This window comes from Nocardia sp. FBN12, from assembly GCF_050320175.1.
Lineage (GTDB): Bacteria > Actinomycetota > Actinomycetes > Mycobacteriales > Mycobacteriaceae > Nocardia.
Genome location: NZ_CP190048.1, coordinates 2314169 through 2331166 on the forward strand (window position 1 = coordinate 2314169; position 16998 = coordinate 2331166).

1 protein-coding gene is annotated in these 16998 nt (G+C 69.6%); it reads right to left on the minus strand.

The genetic code is table 11. The features are described 5' to 3' along the window. Positions 1-18: 18 nt before the first annotated feature. Positions 19-16878 carry an amino acid adenylation domain-containing protein gene (locus tag ACQHI0_RS11285; protein ID WP_427907883.1) on the minus strand — a complete coding sequence of 5620 codons (16860 nt, stop codon included), beginning with the start codon at positions 16876-16878 and terminating at the stop codon, positions 19-21. Positions 16879-16998 lie beyond the last annotated feature (120 nt).

Genomic DNA, 16998 nt, shown 5'->3' on the forward strand with positions numbered 1-16998 from the left:
GTCCACCTTGACCCAAGGTCAACCGCAAGCGTGATCTGGGTCACTCGACAGCGCGTCGGCGATGACGGCGAGGGCACGGTCCTCGGTCATTCGCCAGTGCGTTGCGTCCACGGCGTGGTTGTCGACCGAGCCTGTTGCCGCCTCGGACCAGGAGGTAGCGCCGTTGGTGCCGGTCGGATCGTCCTTGGCTGCGGTGAAATAGGTGATGGTGCCGTCGAAACGGCGAGGACGGTAGGCGGCGTCGAGCGCGATCGAGGTGATCGCCGCGTCGACGATTCGGTCGACGCGGGCGGGGTCGAGTGCGGCCTGCGGTGCGGAGAGTTGGCACAGGGTGCGGGCGAGTCGGCGGACGTCGACCGGTTCGTCGAGGTCGTCGGCGCGGGCGAATCCGCCGAGTAGGTCGGCGGCGGTGACGGTGGTCGTGATCGCGGTCGATGCCGACGTCAGGGTGCTGTCGAGCATGGCCAGCATCGCGACGTGCTCGCCGTCTTCCTGGAGTTGCACCGCCATGGCGTGGGCGATGACGCCGCCGAGCGACCAGCCCAGCAGATGGTACGGGCCTTCGGGTTGCACGGCACGGAGGTGCTTGAGGTAGAGCAGCGCCCATTCCTCGATCGAATCCGGCAGGGGCTCAACCGAACTCAACGCCGGTGACTGGAGCCCGTAGAGCGGGCGGTCGAGGTGGGCGGCCAGGCCGCTGAAGGACCAGGCCAAGCCGCTGATGGGGTGGATGCAGAACAGCGGTTCGCCGGTGCCCTCGGTGCGCAAGGGCAGCAGGACATCGAAGGCGGCGTCGGTGCCCGCACTGTCGGTGCCGTCGGCGCGCAACGCGGCGACGATTCCCGCGGGGGTCGGCGTGGTGAAGATCCAGGTGACCGGGACGGTCGCGGCGGTCGCGGTGCTGAGCTGGGCGGACAGGTGGGTGGCGCTCAGGGAGGTGCCGCCGAGTTCGAAGAAGTGGTCGTCCATGCCGACGCGGTCCAGGCGCAGAATGTCGGCGAAGATATCGCAGACGGTGTGCGCGACGGCGGTGTCGGGGGCGCGGTAGGCGCGGGTGGCCAGTTCCGGTGCGGGCAGGGCGGCGCGGTCGAGTTTGCCGACATGGGTCAGGGGGACCTCGTCGAGGACCATGATCGTGGTGGGAACCATGTGGGTGGGCAGGGCTCGGGCCGCCCACTGCCCGAGGTTGTCGACGCCGACCTCGTGGCCCGGTGTGGCGACCACGTAGGACACCAATACTGTTGCGCCCGCCTGGTTCTCGCGGCCGACGGTGACGGCGAACGCGACATCGGGGTGGGTGGTCAGGACGGCGTCGATTTCCTCGAGTTCGATGCGATGACCACGGATCTTGAGCTGGAAGTCGGTGCGGCCGCGGTATTCGAGTTCGCCGTCGGCGTTCCAGACGGCGAGGTCGCCGGTGCGGTACAGGCGGGTGCCTGCGTGGAACGGGTCGGCGACGAAGCGTTCGGCGGTGAGGTCGGGGCGGGCGAGGTAACCGGTGGCCAGCTGGGCGCCTGCCAGGTACAGCTCGCCCGGGACACCTGCGGGGACCGGGCGCAGACGGGCGTCCAGGACGTAGACCTGACTGTTCCAGACCGGTGTGCCGATCGGGACGGTCGTTGTGTCGGCGGCGTTCACTCGGTGGCTGGTGATCGAAACCGCGGCCTCGGTGGGGCCGTAGACGTTGAACAGGGCGGTACTCGGTGCCGCGGTGGCGAATCGGCGGGCGAGGGCTATCGGCAGGGTTTCACCGATGGCCAGGACGCGGCGTAGGGACGGCGGGAGGTGCTCGGTGAGCAGGATGTCGAGCATCGAGGGGACGGCGTGCAGGGTCGTGACTTCCTCGCGTCGGATCAGCTCGGCGAGGTAGGCCGGATCGCGGTGTCCGTCGGGGGCGGCGAGGACCAGCCGGCCGCCGCAGACCGCCGCGGACCAGAATTCCCAGACCGACAGATCGAAGGTGGCGGCCGTCTTCAGAAGTACCGAGTCCTGTGCGGTCAGGCCGAATTCGGTGGTCTTCCAGCGCAACTGGTTGACGATCGCGGCATGCGAGACGGCCACCCCCTTCGGGCGGCCCGTCGATCCCGAGGTGAAGATCACGTAGGCGGTGTTCGCGGGGCGCAAGGGTGCGCGACGGTCGCGGTCGGTGACCGGGGCCGGGCTGTGGGTCGACAGGTCGAGGCGCTCGACAGATCGAACCGGGGGGGCACTGTCGGTGTCGAACGCAGCCGAGCCCCTCGGCGTGGTGTCGTAGTCCGAGGTTGTCGCCGCCCTGTGGTCGGTGCCGGACGCACTGCTGACGGTGCAGCTCGGGCGGCCACTGCCGTCGAGCCAGCTATCGGCGTCGGTGAGGACGAGCAGTGGGGTAGCCGTGTCGAGGATGTATCGGGTGCGCGATCGTGGCTGGTCGGGGTCGATCGGGACGTAGGCGGCGCCCGCGGTGCTGACCGCGTACATCGCGACGACCAGATCGACCGATCGGCGCATCGCCAGCGCCACCCGGGTTTCCGGGCCCGCGCCCGCGGCGATGAGGTAGCGGGCCAGGCGGTTCACCCTGGCATCGAGGTCGGCGTAGGTGACCCGGATGTCGTCGGCGACGAGGGCGACGGCATCCGGGGTGCGGGCGACGCCGGCGCCGAAGAGCGAGGCGAGGGTCGCGCTCGGATCCGCCTGGCGCGCAGTCTGATTCCAGGTGTCGAGGATCTGTGTTCGTTCGGCCGGGGCGAGCAGGTCGATGGTGTGCAGCGGCGCGCCGGGGTCGGTGACCACCGCCGCGATGAGGCGGGTGAGGCGGGCCAGGAAGCCTGCTACCGTGGCTGCGTCGAACAGGTCGGTGGCGAAGGTGCAGTAGCCGGTGATGCCGGCGGGAGAACCCTCGGCGGTGTAGCGGTCGGCCAGGATCAGGTGCAGGTCGAACTGGGACAGTGCACGGTCGAGCTCCACCGACGAGACGCTCATGCCGGGCAGGTCCATGCGTACCTCGGCCAGGTTCTGGAAGGACAGGCCGATCTGGAACAGGGGGTGGCGGGCGGTGGACCGGGCGGGGTTGAGAACTTCCACGAGCCGTTCGAACGGGATATCGGCGTTGGCGAAGGCGGCCAGGTCGGTCTCGCGCTGGCAGATCAACTGCTCGGTGAAGCTCGCGCCGGGGTCGACCCGGGTGCGAAAGACCAGGGTGTTGACGAACATGCCGATCAGGTCGTCGAGGACGGCGTCGCCACGGCCCGCGACCGGGGAGCCGATGGCGATGTCGGGAGTGCCCGACAGTTCGGCCAGGACGACCGCGAAGGCGGTGTGCACGGCCATGAACAGCGTCGCGCCATGGGTGCGGGACAGTTCGGCCAGCGCGGCGTGGGTGGCGGTGTCGACGGTGAAGGGGACTCGGCCACCCGCATAGGACTGGATGGCCGGGCGCGGGCGGTCGCGGGGTAGTTCGAGCTGGTCGGGCAGCTCTGCCAGGGCCTGGCGCCAGTACGCGAGCTGGGTGGCCGACATAGCGGTGGGGTCGGTTTCGTCGCCCAGTAGTTGTTGCTGCCAGATGGCGTAGTCGGCGTACTGCACGGGCAGCGGTGCCCAGGTCGGGGCTTGCCCTTGGGTGCGTGCGGTGTAGGCGCTGACGAGATCGCGAGTGAGGGGGCCACCGGAGAAGCCGTCACCGGCGATGTGGTGGACGGCCATGGCCAGGACGTAATCGTTCGGGCCGCGTTCGAACAGGGTGGCGCGCAAGGGAACCTCGGCGGTGACATCGAAGACTGTCGAAACCAGTGCTGTCACTGCGGATGTCACGTCGCCGTCGCTGACATCCGCGTCGATGTCGTTGTCGGCAGGGTCGGACGCCGTGCCGGTACCACGGGCGATTGTGGTGATCTGGAGGTGCGGGACATCCGGGTGGTCGATCGGCAACACGAGCTGGGCCGGTGTGCGGTCGACGGTCGGGTAGATCGTGCGCAGGATCTCGTGGCGTGCGATGAGGTCGGTGAAGGCCTGCTGCATCGCGGTGGTGTCGAGCGCGCCGGTGAGGCGGAGCACCACCGGGATGTTGTAGGCGGCGGTGCCGGTATCGAAGCGGTTGAGGAACCACATCCGCTGCTGGGCAGGCGAGAGTGGGACCTGCGCCGGGCGCGGGCCGGCCTGCAGGGCCGGGCGAGCTGCTGCGCGGGTCAATCCGGTGATCGCCGCGGCGCATTCGGCGACGGTGGGTGCGGCGAACAGCACTCGGACCGGCACCCGGATGTCGACCGCCGCGCTGAGGCGGGCGGTCAGTCGGGTGGCGAGCAGCGAGTTCCCGCCGAGATCGAAGAAGTTGTCGTCGGCGCCGACCCGTTCGGCGCCGAGCACCTCGGTGAAGACCTCGGCCACCGCTCGTTCCATGCCGGTTCCCGGCTCGCGGTAGGTACGGGACGTGAATTCCGGTGCGGGCAGGGCTTTTCGGTCGATCTTGCCGGCGGCCGACAGCGGGATACGGTCCAGGACGACGACGGCCGCGGGGACCATGTGCGCGGGCAGCATCGACGACGACCACCGTGCGATGGCGGCGGGATCGATCTCGCGGCCGGTCACGTACGAGACCAGCGCGGTTTCACCGGCCGGGTTCTCGGTGCCGAGGGTGAGGGCGAAACTCACCTGCGGGTGCCGCAGCAGGACGGCGTCGATCTCGCCGGGTTCGATCCGGAAGCCGCGGATCTTGATCTGGAAGTCGGTGCGGCCCAGGTATTCCAGCTCGTAGGTGTCGCCGTGCACCCAGCGCACGAGATCGCCGGTCCGGTACATCCGTTCGCCCGGTTGGGCCCAGGGGCAGGCCACGAAACGGTCCGCGGTGGCGGCGCTGCGGCCGCGGTACCCGCGCGCGAGTGCGGGACCCGCCAGGTACAGCTCACCGGTGGCGCCCACCGGAACCGGGTGCAGGCGGGCGTCGAGGACCACCGCGCGCATGCCCGGTACGGGGCGACCGATGGTGACGCGGTCATCGGCACGCAGGGCCGAGTAGGTCGCGCCGATGGTTGCCTCGGTGGGGCCGTAGCCGTTGAGGAAGTTGCGCCCGGGTTGCCAGGTGGCCAGGAGTTCGGGGGTGGTGGCTTCGCCGCCTGCCGAGACACAGCGCAGGTCGGGCAGTGCTGCCGGATCCAGGGTGCTCAGCAGGGCCGGGGTGATGATCGTGTGGGTGACCTGTTCGGTGCGCAGCAGGTCGTCGAGGTCGGTGCCGCCGAGGGTGTCCGGTGGTGCGATGACGAGGGTGGCGCCGTGGTGGAACGCGGTGCTGAGCTCTTCGATCGACTGGTCGAAGCTGGGCGAGCAGACATGCAGCATGCGGTGGTCGTGGCGCAGGCGCATCAGGGCCGCTGAGTGGGCGACGAGGGCACCCAGACCGGCGTGGGTGACCGAGACACCCTTGGGCACGCCCGTGGAGCCGGAGGTGTAGATCACGTAGGCGATGTTGTCGCGGCGCAGAGGCGCTCGGCGGTCGCGGTCGCGGATCGGGGTCGACGAGTAGGTGGCGATGCGGGCCCGGACGGTGGGATCGTCGAGGACCAGCCAGCGACCGGAACCGGGCAGGCGGTTCGCCTCGGCCGTGACGGTGAGACCGATTGTCGCGTGGGAGTCGTCGAGCATGTGGCGGACGCGGTCTTCGGGGTAGTTCGGGTCGACCGGCAGGTACACGCCGCCGGCTTTGGCGATCGCCCAGAAGGCCAGGATCGACTCGTAGGAGCGTGGGATGGCCGAGGCGACGACGGTTTCCGGACCGATGCCCTCGGCGATGAGAACTCGGGCCAGGCGGGAGGAGTCGGCGTCGAGGGTGCCGTAGGTGTAGGCGTTCGCGTTGTCGCGCACCGCGATTCGGTGCTGGCCGAAGCCGGTGCCGCGAACGAGGAGTGCGGGCAGGGTGCCGGTCGTCGACGGTGTCGTGCCGTCGCCGAGGTGGGTCAGGAAGGTGTACTCGGCGTGGTCGGACAGCGGGAGGTCCCCCGCCGGAGTCCGCGGGTGCTGCGCGATGGTGGTGAGCAGGCGGACCAGGCGCCGGCCGAAGGTGTCGGCCTCGTGCTCGTCGAAAAGGGTGCGGGCGAAGGACATCTCGATCGACATGGTCGACCGGGACTCGGTCACCGTCAGGGCGAGGCCTTGGCTATCCGTGTCGAACTCGGCACAGGTTCGGTCGACGACGTCGGAGGGCAGGTCCTTCGATCGCGAGTCATTCTGTGGGAGTGTGTGTTTCGAGTCCAGCTCGATCGATGACGCACGGAGCTGGGACTCGGCGCTCGCGACACTGCGGTCGGGGTTCGGCGCGAAGGTCAGGCAGACCTGTCCCAGTGAATCGGGGGCGACGCCGAGCAAATCGGCGAGTTCGGCGAGGGGGATTCCGGCGTGGGCCATGGACCGGGCCCCGAGGCGGTTCGCCTGCGGGAGGAGGTCGAGGAACCGGGCCGCCGGGTCGATCGTCGTGCGGAGCACGAGATCCGGGGTGACCGTCCTGATCACGATGTCGTCGGCGCCGCTGAGGCGGGCGAGCAGCACTGCCACGGCGGTGCGCAGCAGCGTCTGCCAGCTCACGTTCGTGGTGTCGGCGAGTTCGCGTAGGTCCCGGTGGATCATCGGGGGAACCACGAAACGGGCGTGGCCCCGCTCAGCTGCGGTGCGAACGTCGGGTCCGTGCTGTGTGATCGGGCGGGCCGCCTGCGAGGCGAGGCGATCGGTGGGCAGGATCAGTCGAGCAGGCAGGTCCGCCAAGGTCTGGCGCCAGAAACGGGACCGGGTGATCGGATCGGTCGGGTCGTCGGCGAGCGTGTCGGCGATACCGGCCGCGCGGGTGTTCGGTGTGGTGACGAGGTTGTCGAGGGCGGTGCGGAGCCGGTCGGTGACCGCCTGTGCCACGGCATCGGAGACGAGGTCGCGGCGGTACTTCAGCTGCACCTGGGTGCGGGCGCCGAGGAAGACCAGGACCGTGAGCGGGTAGTGGGTGTGGTCGGCGCCTCGGAGGTCGTCGATGCTCAGGTTGTCGAGGGCGCCGCCTGCCTGTTGCAGGCCCTCGACGTCGACGGGGTAGGACTCGAACGCGAGCATGGTGTCGAACAGTTCGCCCAGGCCCGCCACGCGCTGGATCGCGCCGAGGCCGAGGTGGTGGTGCTCGAGCAGGGAGGCCTGCTCGGCTTGGACCGCGCGGATCAGAGCACCGACGGTGTCGGCGGGATCGATGCGCACGCGCACCGGGACCGCGTCGACGAACAGGCCGATCATGTCACCGACACCGTCGAGCTGGGGTGGGCGGCCGGACACGGTGGCACCGAACACGACGTCGTCGCGCGCGGTGGTCGCGGCCACCACCAGCCCCCAGGCTGTTTGGAACACAGTGTTCGGGGTGACCTCGGCGGCCGCGGCGAAGGTGGTCAGCGCGGAGGTCCGCGCGGCGTCGAGTTCGAACTCGCACAGGCCGTAGCCGGTGCCCGTCGCGGGCGGCCAGGTCAGCTCAGGGGCGATCATGGTCGTGCGCACCCCGTCGAGGACCTCGGACCATGCGCGCTCGGCGGCTGTGCGGTCCTGGCGGGTGAGCCATTCGAGGTAGTCGCGGTAGGGGCGCACCGGCGGCAGCGGGGTCGCGTCGCCGTGGGTGGCGTAGAGGACGAGCAGTTCCTTCATCAGCAGCGGCATGGACCAGCCGTCGAGCAGGATGTGGTGGCCGGTCAGGACGAGGTGGCTGCGTCCGGAACCGGTGGTGTACACCGTGAATCGCAGCAGCGGCGCGATCGTCGGGTCGAAGCCGGCCTGCTGATCGGCGGCGAGCAGGGCGGGCAGTTCGGCGTCGACGGTGTCGACGATCCGGAACGGGGCGTCGACGGTTTCGGAGACCAACTGGACCGGGGTGCCGTCGGGCGCGGTGACGAAGGCCGAGCGCAAGTTGGCGTGCCGGTTCAGGACGGTCGCGGCCGCGTGGCGCAGCCGGTCGATATCGAGGTCGCCGGTCAGTTCGGCCATGAGCTGGATGACGTAGGCGTGCACCGATTCGTCGAGCATGTCGCCCAGCGCCAGCAGCGAGTGCTGCAACGGCGACAGGGGCAGCACATCCGACAGGCCCGGGTGGGTATCGCGCCAGGTGTTGAGATCGGTTTGCGAAACCTGTACCAGCGCAACGTCGGACGGGGTCAGACCACCCGCGGACGGATGCAGGGTGTGGTCGGCCAGTACGGTGAGCCAGCTCGTCCAGTCGTCGGCCAGTTCCTGAACCGCGGACTCGGTGAGAATGCCGGTGGCATAGCGGAAGTTCGCCTGCAGTCGCAGGCCGGTGTCGGTGGTGACGGCGATCGCGTTGATGTCGAGGACGGTGTGCGCGGGCAGGGTGGGGTCGTACTCGACCTCGATGTCGCCGAGGTCGGCAGTCGGCAGCCATGCGGTGTCGCCGGCGGGCCCGGCGGCGGTGGTGGCCCGGCCCAGGTAGTTGAAACCGATCTGGCCGATGTTGCCGGACAACAGGTTTCGGGTTCGGGGAGCCTGGCGCAGTAGACCGAAACCGATGCCGTTGTCGGGCACGGCCATGAGCTGTTCTTTGACGGTGCGCACCGTGGCGGCCAGGGCTTCGTCGTCGAAGGTGGCGGGTGTGATGGCGGAGAGGTCGAGGGCGACGGGATAGACGGTGGTGAACCAGCCGACGGTGCGGGTCAGGTCGGCGCCGGGGACGGCGTCTTCCTGGCGGCCGTGGCCTTCGAGTCGCAGTCGCAGCGTGGGGGAATCGATGCCGCGGCGGGCGCGCCAGACGCGCACGGCCAAGGCCAGTGCGGCGAGCAGTGGGTGGTCGGCGCCCGCGCGGTATTGCGCGGGCAGCGTCGTGAGTAGGGGTTCGGTGATCTCGGCGGGGATCTGCACGGTGATCGACCGCATCGTGGCCTCGGTGTCGAGGGCGCTGTCGATCGCGCGGGTGCCGAGCAACGGGTCGGGGGTGGCCAGAACCCGCTGCCAGTGGTCGAGTTCGGCAGTGCGGTCGGCGGCGGCGAGACCGTGCGCCCAGCGGCGGAACGAGGTGCCGACCGGCGGCAGGGTGATCGGCTTGCCCGCGGTGTGCTGTGCCCAGGCGATGACGAGGTCGGGCAGCAGGATTCGCCACGAGACGCCGTCGATGACGTAATGGTGGGCGGCGACGGCGAGGACATCGCGGGCGCCGTGCCTGCGGATCCAGGTGAAGGCGATCATGCGGGCGGCGGCGGGGTCCAGCTCCGAGAGGGCCGAATCCATAGCGGCGGTGCCGATTCGGGTCAGTACCTCTGGTGCGATCGCCGCGTTGCCGAGGAAACGTGATGCTTCGTCATCGAAGGACGTGCTCGTTGCCGCGCGGCCGGTGTCGGGCGATGTCGCGGCCGCCGCCGACTGTGCGGCGTCGATCTCGGTGATCAGCGCGTCCACATCGATAGCGTGGGGCGGCAGGACTTCCAGACGGTGATCATCACCGTCTTGTCGTAGCCGGGCGCGCAGCATGTCGTGGTGGCGCAGGACCGCGGCGATGGTCGCGACCAGGCCGGGGCGGTCGATGTTCTCAGGGAGGGCCAGGACCATCGTCTGGGCGAAGCGGTCGCTCGAACCGGTGGTCAGGAAATCGGCAAGGACCGGCGTCGACACGACGTCGCCGATGCCGCCGCCGGGCAGTTCCGCCAGGACCGGTGTGCTCGGGCTGTCGAGGGCGGCGATCGCGGAAAGCTTTGCCACGGTGCGGTGTTCGAATACATCGCGGGTGGTGAAGACGATCCCCGCGGCGCGGGCAAGGGAGACCAGCTGGATCGACAGGATGCTGTCGCCGCCGATCGAGAAGAACGAATCGTGCACGCCGACCTCCGGTACACCGAGGACGCGGGCGAACAGGTCGGCCAGCAGGGTTTGCATCGCACCGCTCGGGGCTGCGGCGGGTTCGGTCGCGGTGACGGGTTCGGGCAGGGCGTTGCGGTCGAGTTTGCCGTTGGAGGTCAGGGGCAGCTTGTCGAGAACCACGATCGCGGACGGCACGGCATGGGCGGCCAGGTGATCCGCGGCGTACTCGGTGAGCGCGCGGGGGTCGACCGGATGATCCTGTGCCGCCAGAACATAGGACACCAGCGTGGTCGATCCCGCTGCGGTCTTGCGGCCTACCGTGACCGCGAACTCGACGTCAGGGTGGCCGGCGAGCACGGCATCGATCTCGCCCGGCTCGATCCGGAACCCGCGCACCTTCAGCTGAGCGTCGGCGCGGCCGAGGTAGTCGATGTCGCCGGTGTCGCGACGGCGAACGAGGTCGCCTGTGCGGTACATGCGGGTGCCGGGCGCACCCCACGGATCGGGGACGAAGCGGGCCGCGGTCGTCGTCGGCTGATTGCGGTAGCCGCGTGCCAGCGCGCGGCCGGTCAGGTAGAGCTCGCCGGTGACGCCCGGCGGAACCGGGTGCAGGCGGGCATCCAAGATCATCGCGTGCGTGCCGTGCACGGGTGCGCCGATCGAGATGGGTTGTCCGGCAGTGAGTTCGGCGTAGGAGGAGATGATCGTGGTTTCGGTGGGGCCGTAGCCGTTGAGGTAGCGGCGGCCCGGCTGCCACTTGGCGAGCAGGTCCGGGGTGGTCACGTCACCACCGACCGACAACGACTCCAGCGCATCGAGACCGGCCGGATCGAGCGTTCCCAGGACCGCGGGGGTGATGATGGCGTGGGTGACGGACTCGGCGGCCAGCAGATCGGCGAGTTCGACGCCGCCCGCGATGTCGGACGGCACGACCACCAGTGTCGCTCCGGTGTCGAAGGCGCACAGCCATTCCAGGACAGAGGGGTCGAACCAGGGGGCACAGATGTGCAGGAAGCGGTGGTGCGACTCGAGGCGGTAGCGGCGGACGGCTTCGTCGACCAAGGCAGCCAGGCCGGCGTGAGTCACGGTGACTCCCTTGGGTAGACCCGTGGAGCCGGAGGTGTAGATGATGTACGCGGGGTGGTCGATACGCAGGGGCGAGAGGCGGTCCGCGTCGGTGATCGGGGTTGGCTGGTGTGGTGCGCCGGCTCGGTTCAGGTCATCGATCGTCAGCCAGGTCAGGTCGTCGGGCAGGTCGTCGAGGTGCGCGGAGGCGGTGATGCCGAGTGTCGCGCCCGAGTCGGTGACCAGGTGCTGGAGTCGCTGGGCGGGATTGCGAGGGTCCATCGGCACATACACTCCGCCCGCCGCGGCGATCGCGAGTGCGGCGGCGACCATATCGAAGGATCGTGGAAGGGCAACGGCGACAGCGACTTCCGGTCCGACGCCGCGGTCGATCAGGGCGCGGGCCCAGCGCGCGGTTCGCTCGGACAACTCGCCATAGGTGGTCGACCTGCCAGCGTGCCGCACGGCGACTCGCTCGTGGCCGAGGGCACTGCCGCGCCCCGCCAGGTCGGGGAACAGGGCGGTGCCGGTGTCGGTGTCAGGGTTGCGCGTGGTCAGGGTCGCTTCTTCGGCGGCGCTGAGGACCGTGAGGTCACCGACGGCGGTGTGGGGGTGTGCGATCGCGTCCGTCAGGAGCCGGATCAGGCGTTGCGCGAACACCTCGACCGTTTCCCGGTCGAACAGGGCGCCGGCGTAGGCGAATTCGAGACGATCGGCCCGTCGGTGATCGCCGAAAACGGCAGACGGCCCGTCACTGCGGACATCCAGGTGCGGACCGTCGGCGCCTTCGGTGTGGATGCGACCGTGGTCTGCGGAGCCCGCGGCGTGCAACGAAAGGACGAGATCGTAGGGCGAAGCGTCGACGGGCCCGGATGAGGGAACGTCATCGGTGAACTCGCGGTGTCGCAACCTGAATCGCACCAGTGGATGCTCGTCACACACCGGAGAACTTCCGTCCGGCAACGGCCGCGCATCCGCCGTGGCGTGGGCGAGTGCTTGCGGCACAGCCCCGGACGTCAGGTGCGTCGAGGCCGTGCGGGACACACCGGAACGCCCGAATGCCCGGCGAGCGACCGCGTTCGCCTCCGTCAGCAGGTCCCCGACAGGGTGATCGCCGCGCACCGGAAGTCGGAGCACCAGCTCGGTGTCCGGCGAATGCGGGCAGGGGGTGTCGATCGCGATGTCGTCGGTGGCGGACAGGCGAGCCAGCAACACCGCGAAGACTGTGTGCACGAGACTGAACAGCGTCGTGTCATGAGATTCGGCGAAATCACGCAAGCGCTGTCCGAGATCGGCGGGAATGTCGAACGACAACCGGGCGTCGGTGACTACGGGAGCCGCGGGGCGGGCGCGATCGGTGGGCAGGGTCAGGTCCCGGGGAAGGTCCGCGAGAGCGGTGCGCCAGTAGGTCGACTCCGAGATCGGATCGTCGTGCTGGTCCAGCAGTTGCGCTGCGGTGCGGTCAGGCGTTCGGACGAAGGCGTCGAGGGTGGTGCGCAGGCGGTCGGCGAGGGCTGCGGCGATGCCGGTGTCGATCAGGTCGAGGCGGTACTGCACACCGACGCGGATCCCCTCGCCCACCTCGACACCGACCGCTACCGGGTAGTGGGTCGCGTTGGCTGCTCGGACGTCGGCGATCTCGAGGCCGTCGATCGAGCCTTGCGCGCGACGCATCCCCTCGGTGTCGACGGGGTAGGACTCGTAGGCCATGAGCGTGTCGAACAACTCGCCGGTGCCCGCGGCCCGCTGGATCTCGGCCAGGCCCAGGTGGTGGCCGTCGAGCAGGGCGATCTGCTCGGACTGCAACGGCGACAACATGTTTCGCAGGGGCGCGGCGGCGTCGTAGCGGACCCGGACGGGGATGGTGTTCGCGAAGAGTCCGACCATGCCGTCGACGCCGTCCAACTGTGGTGGGCGGCCCGAGACCACCGCACCGAACACGACATCGTCGCGTCCGATGGCACCGGCCAGCACCACACCCCAGGCCGCCTGGAACAGGGTGTTGACCGTGACGTCATTGGCCGCGGCGCAGGCCGCCAGCTCCTCGGCCTCGGCCGGTGACAGTTCCACGGTGCACATCCCGTGCGCCTGGACGGGCTCGGGCGGCGACGGGACGGCGGCGGTCAGCTGGGTCGGCGTGGCCCCGGACAACGCCTCGCGCCACCTGTGCAGTGCGGCGGAACGGTCCTGGCCCGCGAGCCAGGCGAGGTAGTCGCGATAGGGGCGCACGCGTGGGAGGGCGGTGGGGGCGCCGTCGGTGGCGTAGCAGAGGAGCAGTTCCTGCATCAGCAACGGCATCGACCAGCCGTCGACCAGCAGGTGATGTGCGGTCAGCACCAGGTGCATGCCGTCGGCGCGGCGGTACAGCGTGAAGCGCAGCAGCGGCGCTGTCGAGAGGTCGAAACCGATTCGCGCTTCGGCGGCCATGAACTCGTCGGCGTCGCGATCGGTGGAGTCGACGATGTGCCACGGCACCGAGACACCCTCGGTGACGAAGCCGACCGGTGTGCCCGCCGCGGACGCCCCGAAGGCGGTGCGCAGAATCGCGTGGCGGTCGAGGACCGCTCGGGCGGCTCGCCGCAGGCGGTCGGTGTCGACCGTGCCGGTCAGTTCCACGGCCAGCTGGACCAGGTAGGGGTCGGTCGGCGACATCTGGGCGAGGAAGAGCAAACCGAGCTGCAGGGGCGCCAACGGCACCACATCGGTCAGGTGCGCGCGTTCGCTGTGCCAGGTGTCGAGTTCGGGCTGGGTGACCTGGACCAGCGCGACATCGGCGGGTGTGAGGCCACCTGCCGCGGGGTCGCGCAGGTGCTCGGCGAGAATCGTCAGGGCCGCGGTCCAGTCGTCGGCCAGCTCCCGGACCGATTCCTCGTCGAGAATTTCGGAGGCATAGGAGAACGACGCGCGCAGTGCCAGACCGGCGTCGGTGCTGGTGGCGAGGGCGTTGATGTCGACGACGGCGGCAGCGGGCAGGGCAGGGTCCTGCTCGGCGACGGGCTCACCCCAGTCGGCGGTGGGTAGCCAGCTGTGGTCGGTGAGCGTGTCGGCGACGTCGCCTGCGGAGATGCGGCCCAGGTAGTTGAACCCGATCTGGCCCAGGTCACCCTCGAGCTGCGTGGCGGATTCCGGGTCCAAGTGGCGGAGCATGCCGAAGCCGATGCCCTTGTGCGGCACCGCACGCAGCTGTTCCTTGATCGCCTTGACGACTGCGGCGGTCGCGCTGCCACCGTGCCATGCGGCGGTGTTGTCGATGTCGCCGAGGTCTAGTGCGACCGGGTACATGCTGGTGAACCAGCCGACCGTGCGGGTCAGATCGGCGCCGTCGACCGCGGACTGCTCACGGCCGTGGCCCTCCAGGCGGACGCGGGTCGCGGGGGCGTCGACGCCACGTCGGGCCCGCCATGCGCGCACGGCCATTGCCAGGGCGGCGAGCAGGCCGTCTTCGGCGCCCGCGCGGTACATGGTCGGCAGGTCGGTCAGGACTGCCCGGGTGATGTCGGCGGGAACTTCGACGCTGATGGTTCGCACCGTCGATGCGGTGTCGACGGCGCCCAGCGCCCGGGTGCCGAGTAGTGGGTCGGGTACCGACAAGGTCTGCTGCCAGTGGGCCAGTTCCGCGCGCCTGGTCGTGGCCGCATCCGTCAGGGCATGCGCCCATCGTCGAAACGATGTGCCGACCGGGGGCAGGGTTACCCGTCGACCGTGCTGAGCCCACGCGGCGACCAAGTCCGACAACAGGATTCGCCAGGAAACGCCGTCGATCGCCGCGTGGTTCGCCGCGACGACCAGCCCGTCCGGACCGTCCTCGCGCGCGAGCCAGGCGAAGCCGATCATCCGGTACGCCTGCGGATCCAGCGAGGCCAGCACGGATTCCATGGCCGCGTCGGCGTAGTCACCGAGGTCGGCGCCGGTGGGGACATCGACGCGCGTGAGCAGGTCGTTCACCTCCACCGCACCCGGCGGCAGCGCGTGCAGTTCCCAGTGCCCGTCGACCTGCCGCAGGCCGGCGCGCAGCATGTCGTGGTGATCGATCACCGCGGTGAGGGTGTCCACCAGGGCAGGTCGGTCGATGCCGGCGGGCAGGGTCAGCACCATCTGCTGGGTGAACCTGGCGAACACCCGTCCACCGGCCAGCGCGGCGGCCAGCACCGGTGTCAGCGGCATTTCGCCGGCACCCCCACCGGGTAGTTCGGTCAGGGTGGGCGCGGACTCCGCACCCAGTACGGCCACTCGCGCTAGTCCGGCGACGGTGCGATGTTCGAACACGGCCTGCGGGGTGAACGAGATCCCGGCGTTGCGGGCGCGCGAGACGAGCTGAATCGACAGAATACTGTCGCCACCGGCGGCGAAGAACGAGTCCTCGGCGCCGATCTGCTCCAGACCCAGGATCTGGGTGAACAGTTCGGCGATCGCGATCTCGACCGGGCCCTCGGGTGCGCGCGAGCTCACGGCCCCGAAAACTGGTGCGGGCAGCGCTTTTCGGTCCAGCTTGCCGTTGGGGGTCAGCGGGATCTCGTCCAGTGTCATCAGGACGGTGGGGATCATGTGGCCGGGCAGGGAGTTGCCGACGAAACGGGCCACGTCGTCGGTGTCGATCGAAACACCGTGGCGAGCCAGCACATACGCCACCAGCACGGTCGCGCCCGAGTCCGCTTTCGTACCGAGGGTGACGGCGTACTCGATGTCGGGGTGAGCGGTCAGGGCGGCGTCGATCTCGCCGAGTTCGACACGGAATCCGCGGATCTTCACCTGGAAATCGGAGCGGCCCAGGTACTCGAGTTCGCCGTCCGCGGTGCGGCGCACCAGGTCGCCGGTCCGATACATGCGCGAGCCGCCGAAAGGCGAGGCGACGAATCGTTCCGCGGTGAGACCGGGCCTGCCCTGGTAGCTCTGAGCCAGCGCGGGACCCGACAGATACAGCTCACCCGCCACGCCCGCGGGGACCGGGCGCAACCGCGAATCCAGCACTGTCACACCGACTCCCGCGAACGCCGAGCCGATGGTGATCGGTTCGCCCGGAAGGAGTTCGGTGGTGCCGGTGGCCAGGATGGTCGCCTCGGTCGGGCCGTAGCCGTTGAAGAAGGCACGGTTCACCGCCCAGCGGTCGACCAGCGCCGGGCCGAACGCGTCGCCCGCCACGACCACGACACGCAGGTCGTCGAGGTCGTGCGGGTCGACAGATTCCAGGGCCGCCGGGGTGATGAGCAGGTGGGTCACCCGTTCGGCGTGGAGCAGGCCGGCCAGTTCCGGGCCACCGAAGACGGTCGAAGGCGAGATCACCAGGGTGGCGCCGGAATTGAAGGCCAGCAGGAGTTCGAGGACCGAGACGTCGAAGTTCGGCGAGCAGACGTGCAGAACGCGGTCGCCCGCGTCGACCGAATAGCGTTCTCCGGCCGCGGCGACCAAGGCGCCCAGACCGGTGTGGGTGACGACGACGCCTTTGGGTCGGCCGGTCGAACCGGAGGTGTAGATGACGTAGGCCGGGTGCTGATCGGTCAGCGGGCGGACACGGTCGAGGTAGGAGATCGGGTGGGCCGGGTGCGCGGCGATGCGGTCGTGGTCGGCGACGATATCGAGCCACTCGACGGAATCGCCCAGCTTGTCCCGATGTGATGTGGCGGTCAGGCCAAGGGTCGTGCCCGAGTCCTCGAGGAGATAGGCGATGCGCTCCGCGGGCAGCGCCGGGTCGACGGGAACGTAGGCGGCACCGGTCTTGGCCACGGCCCACACGGCCGCCACCGACTCGATCGAACGGGTGAACCCGAGCGCGACGACGTCGCCGGGGCCGATCCCGCGTTCGAGGAGGTCTCTGGCCAGGCGCGAGGAGTGCTCGTCGAGTTGGGTGTAGGTGAGCTCGCGGCGAACCCCGTCGACGGAGTAGGACACGGCGACGGTGTCGCCCGCGGTGTCGACCGCTGCCGTCAGCAGTTGCGTGAAAAGAGGAGCACTCGACTTTCGATTGCCTCGACCACGTGGCGCACGACGCGCTTCCCGTCGAGAGGTGCTCGACGGGTGATCCACTTCACGCATGCGGGTACAACATCCTTCAGCAATCCGGCCCACAGCTCTGCGATGACCCACGAACCCTGTGTCGGATTCGGTCTACCGGGGCGGACCAGTGTCGAACAAGCATGAAGGAGTCGATATCGG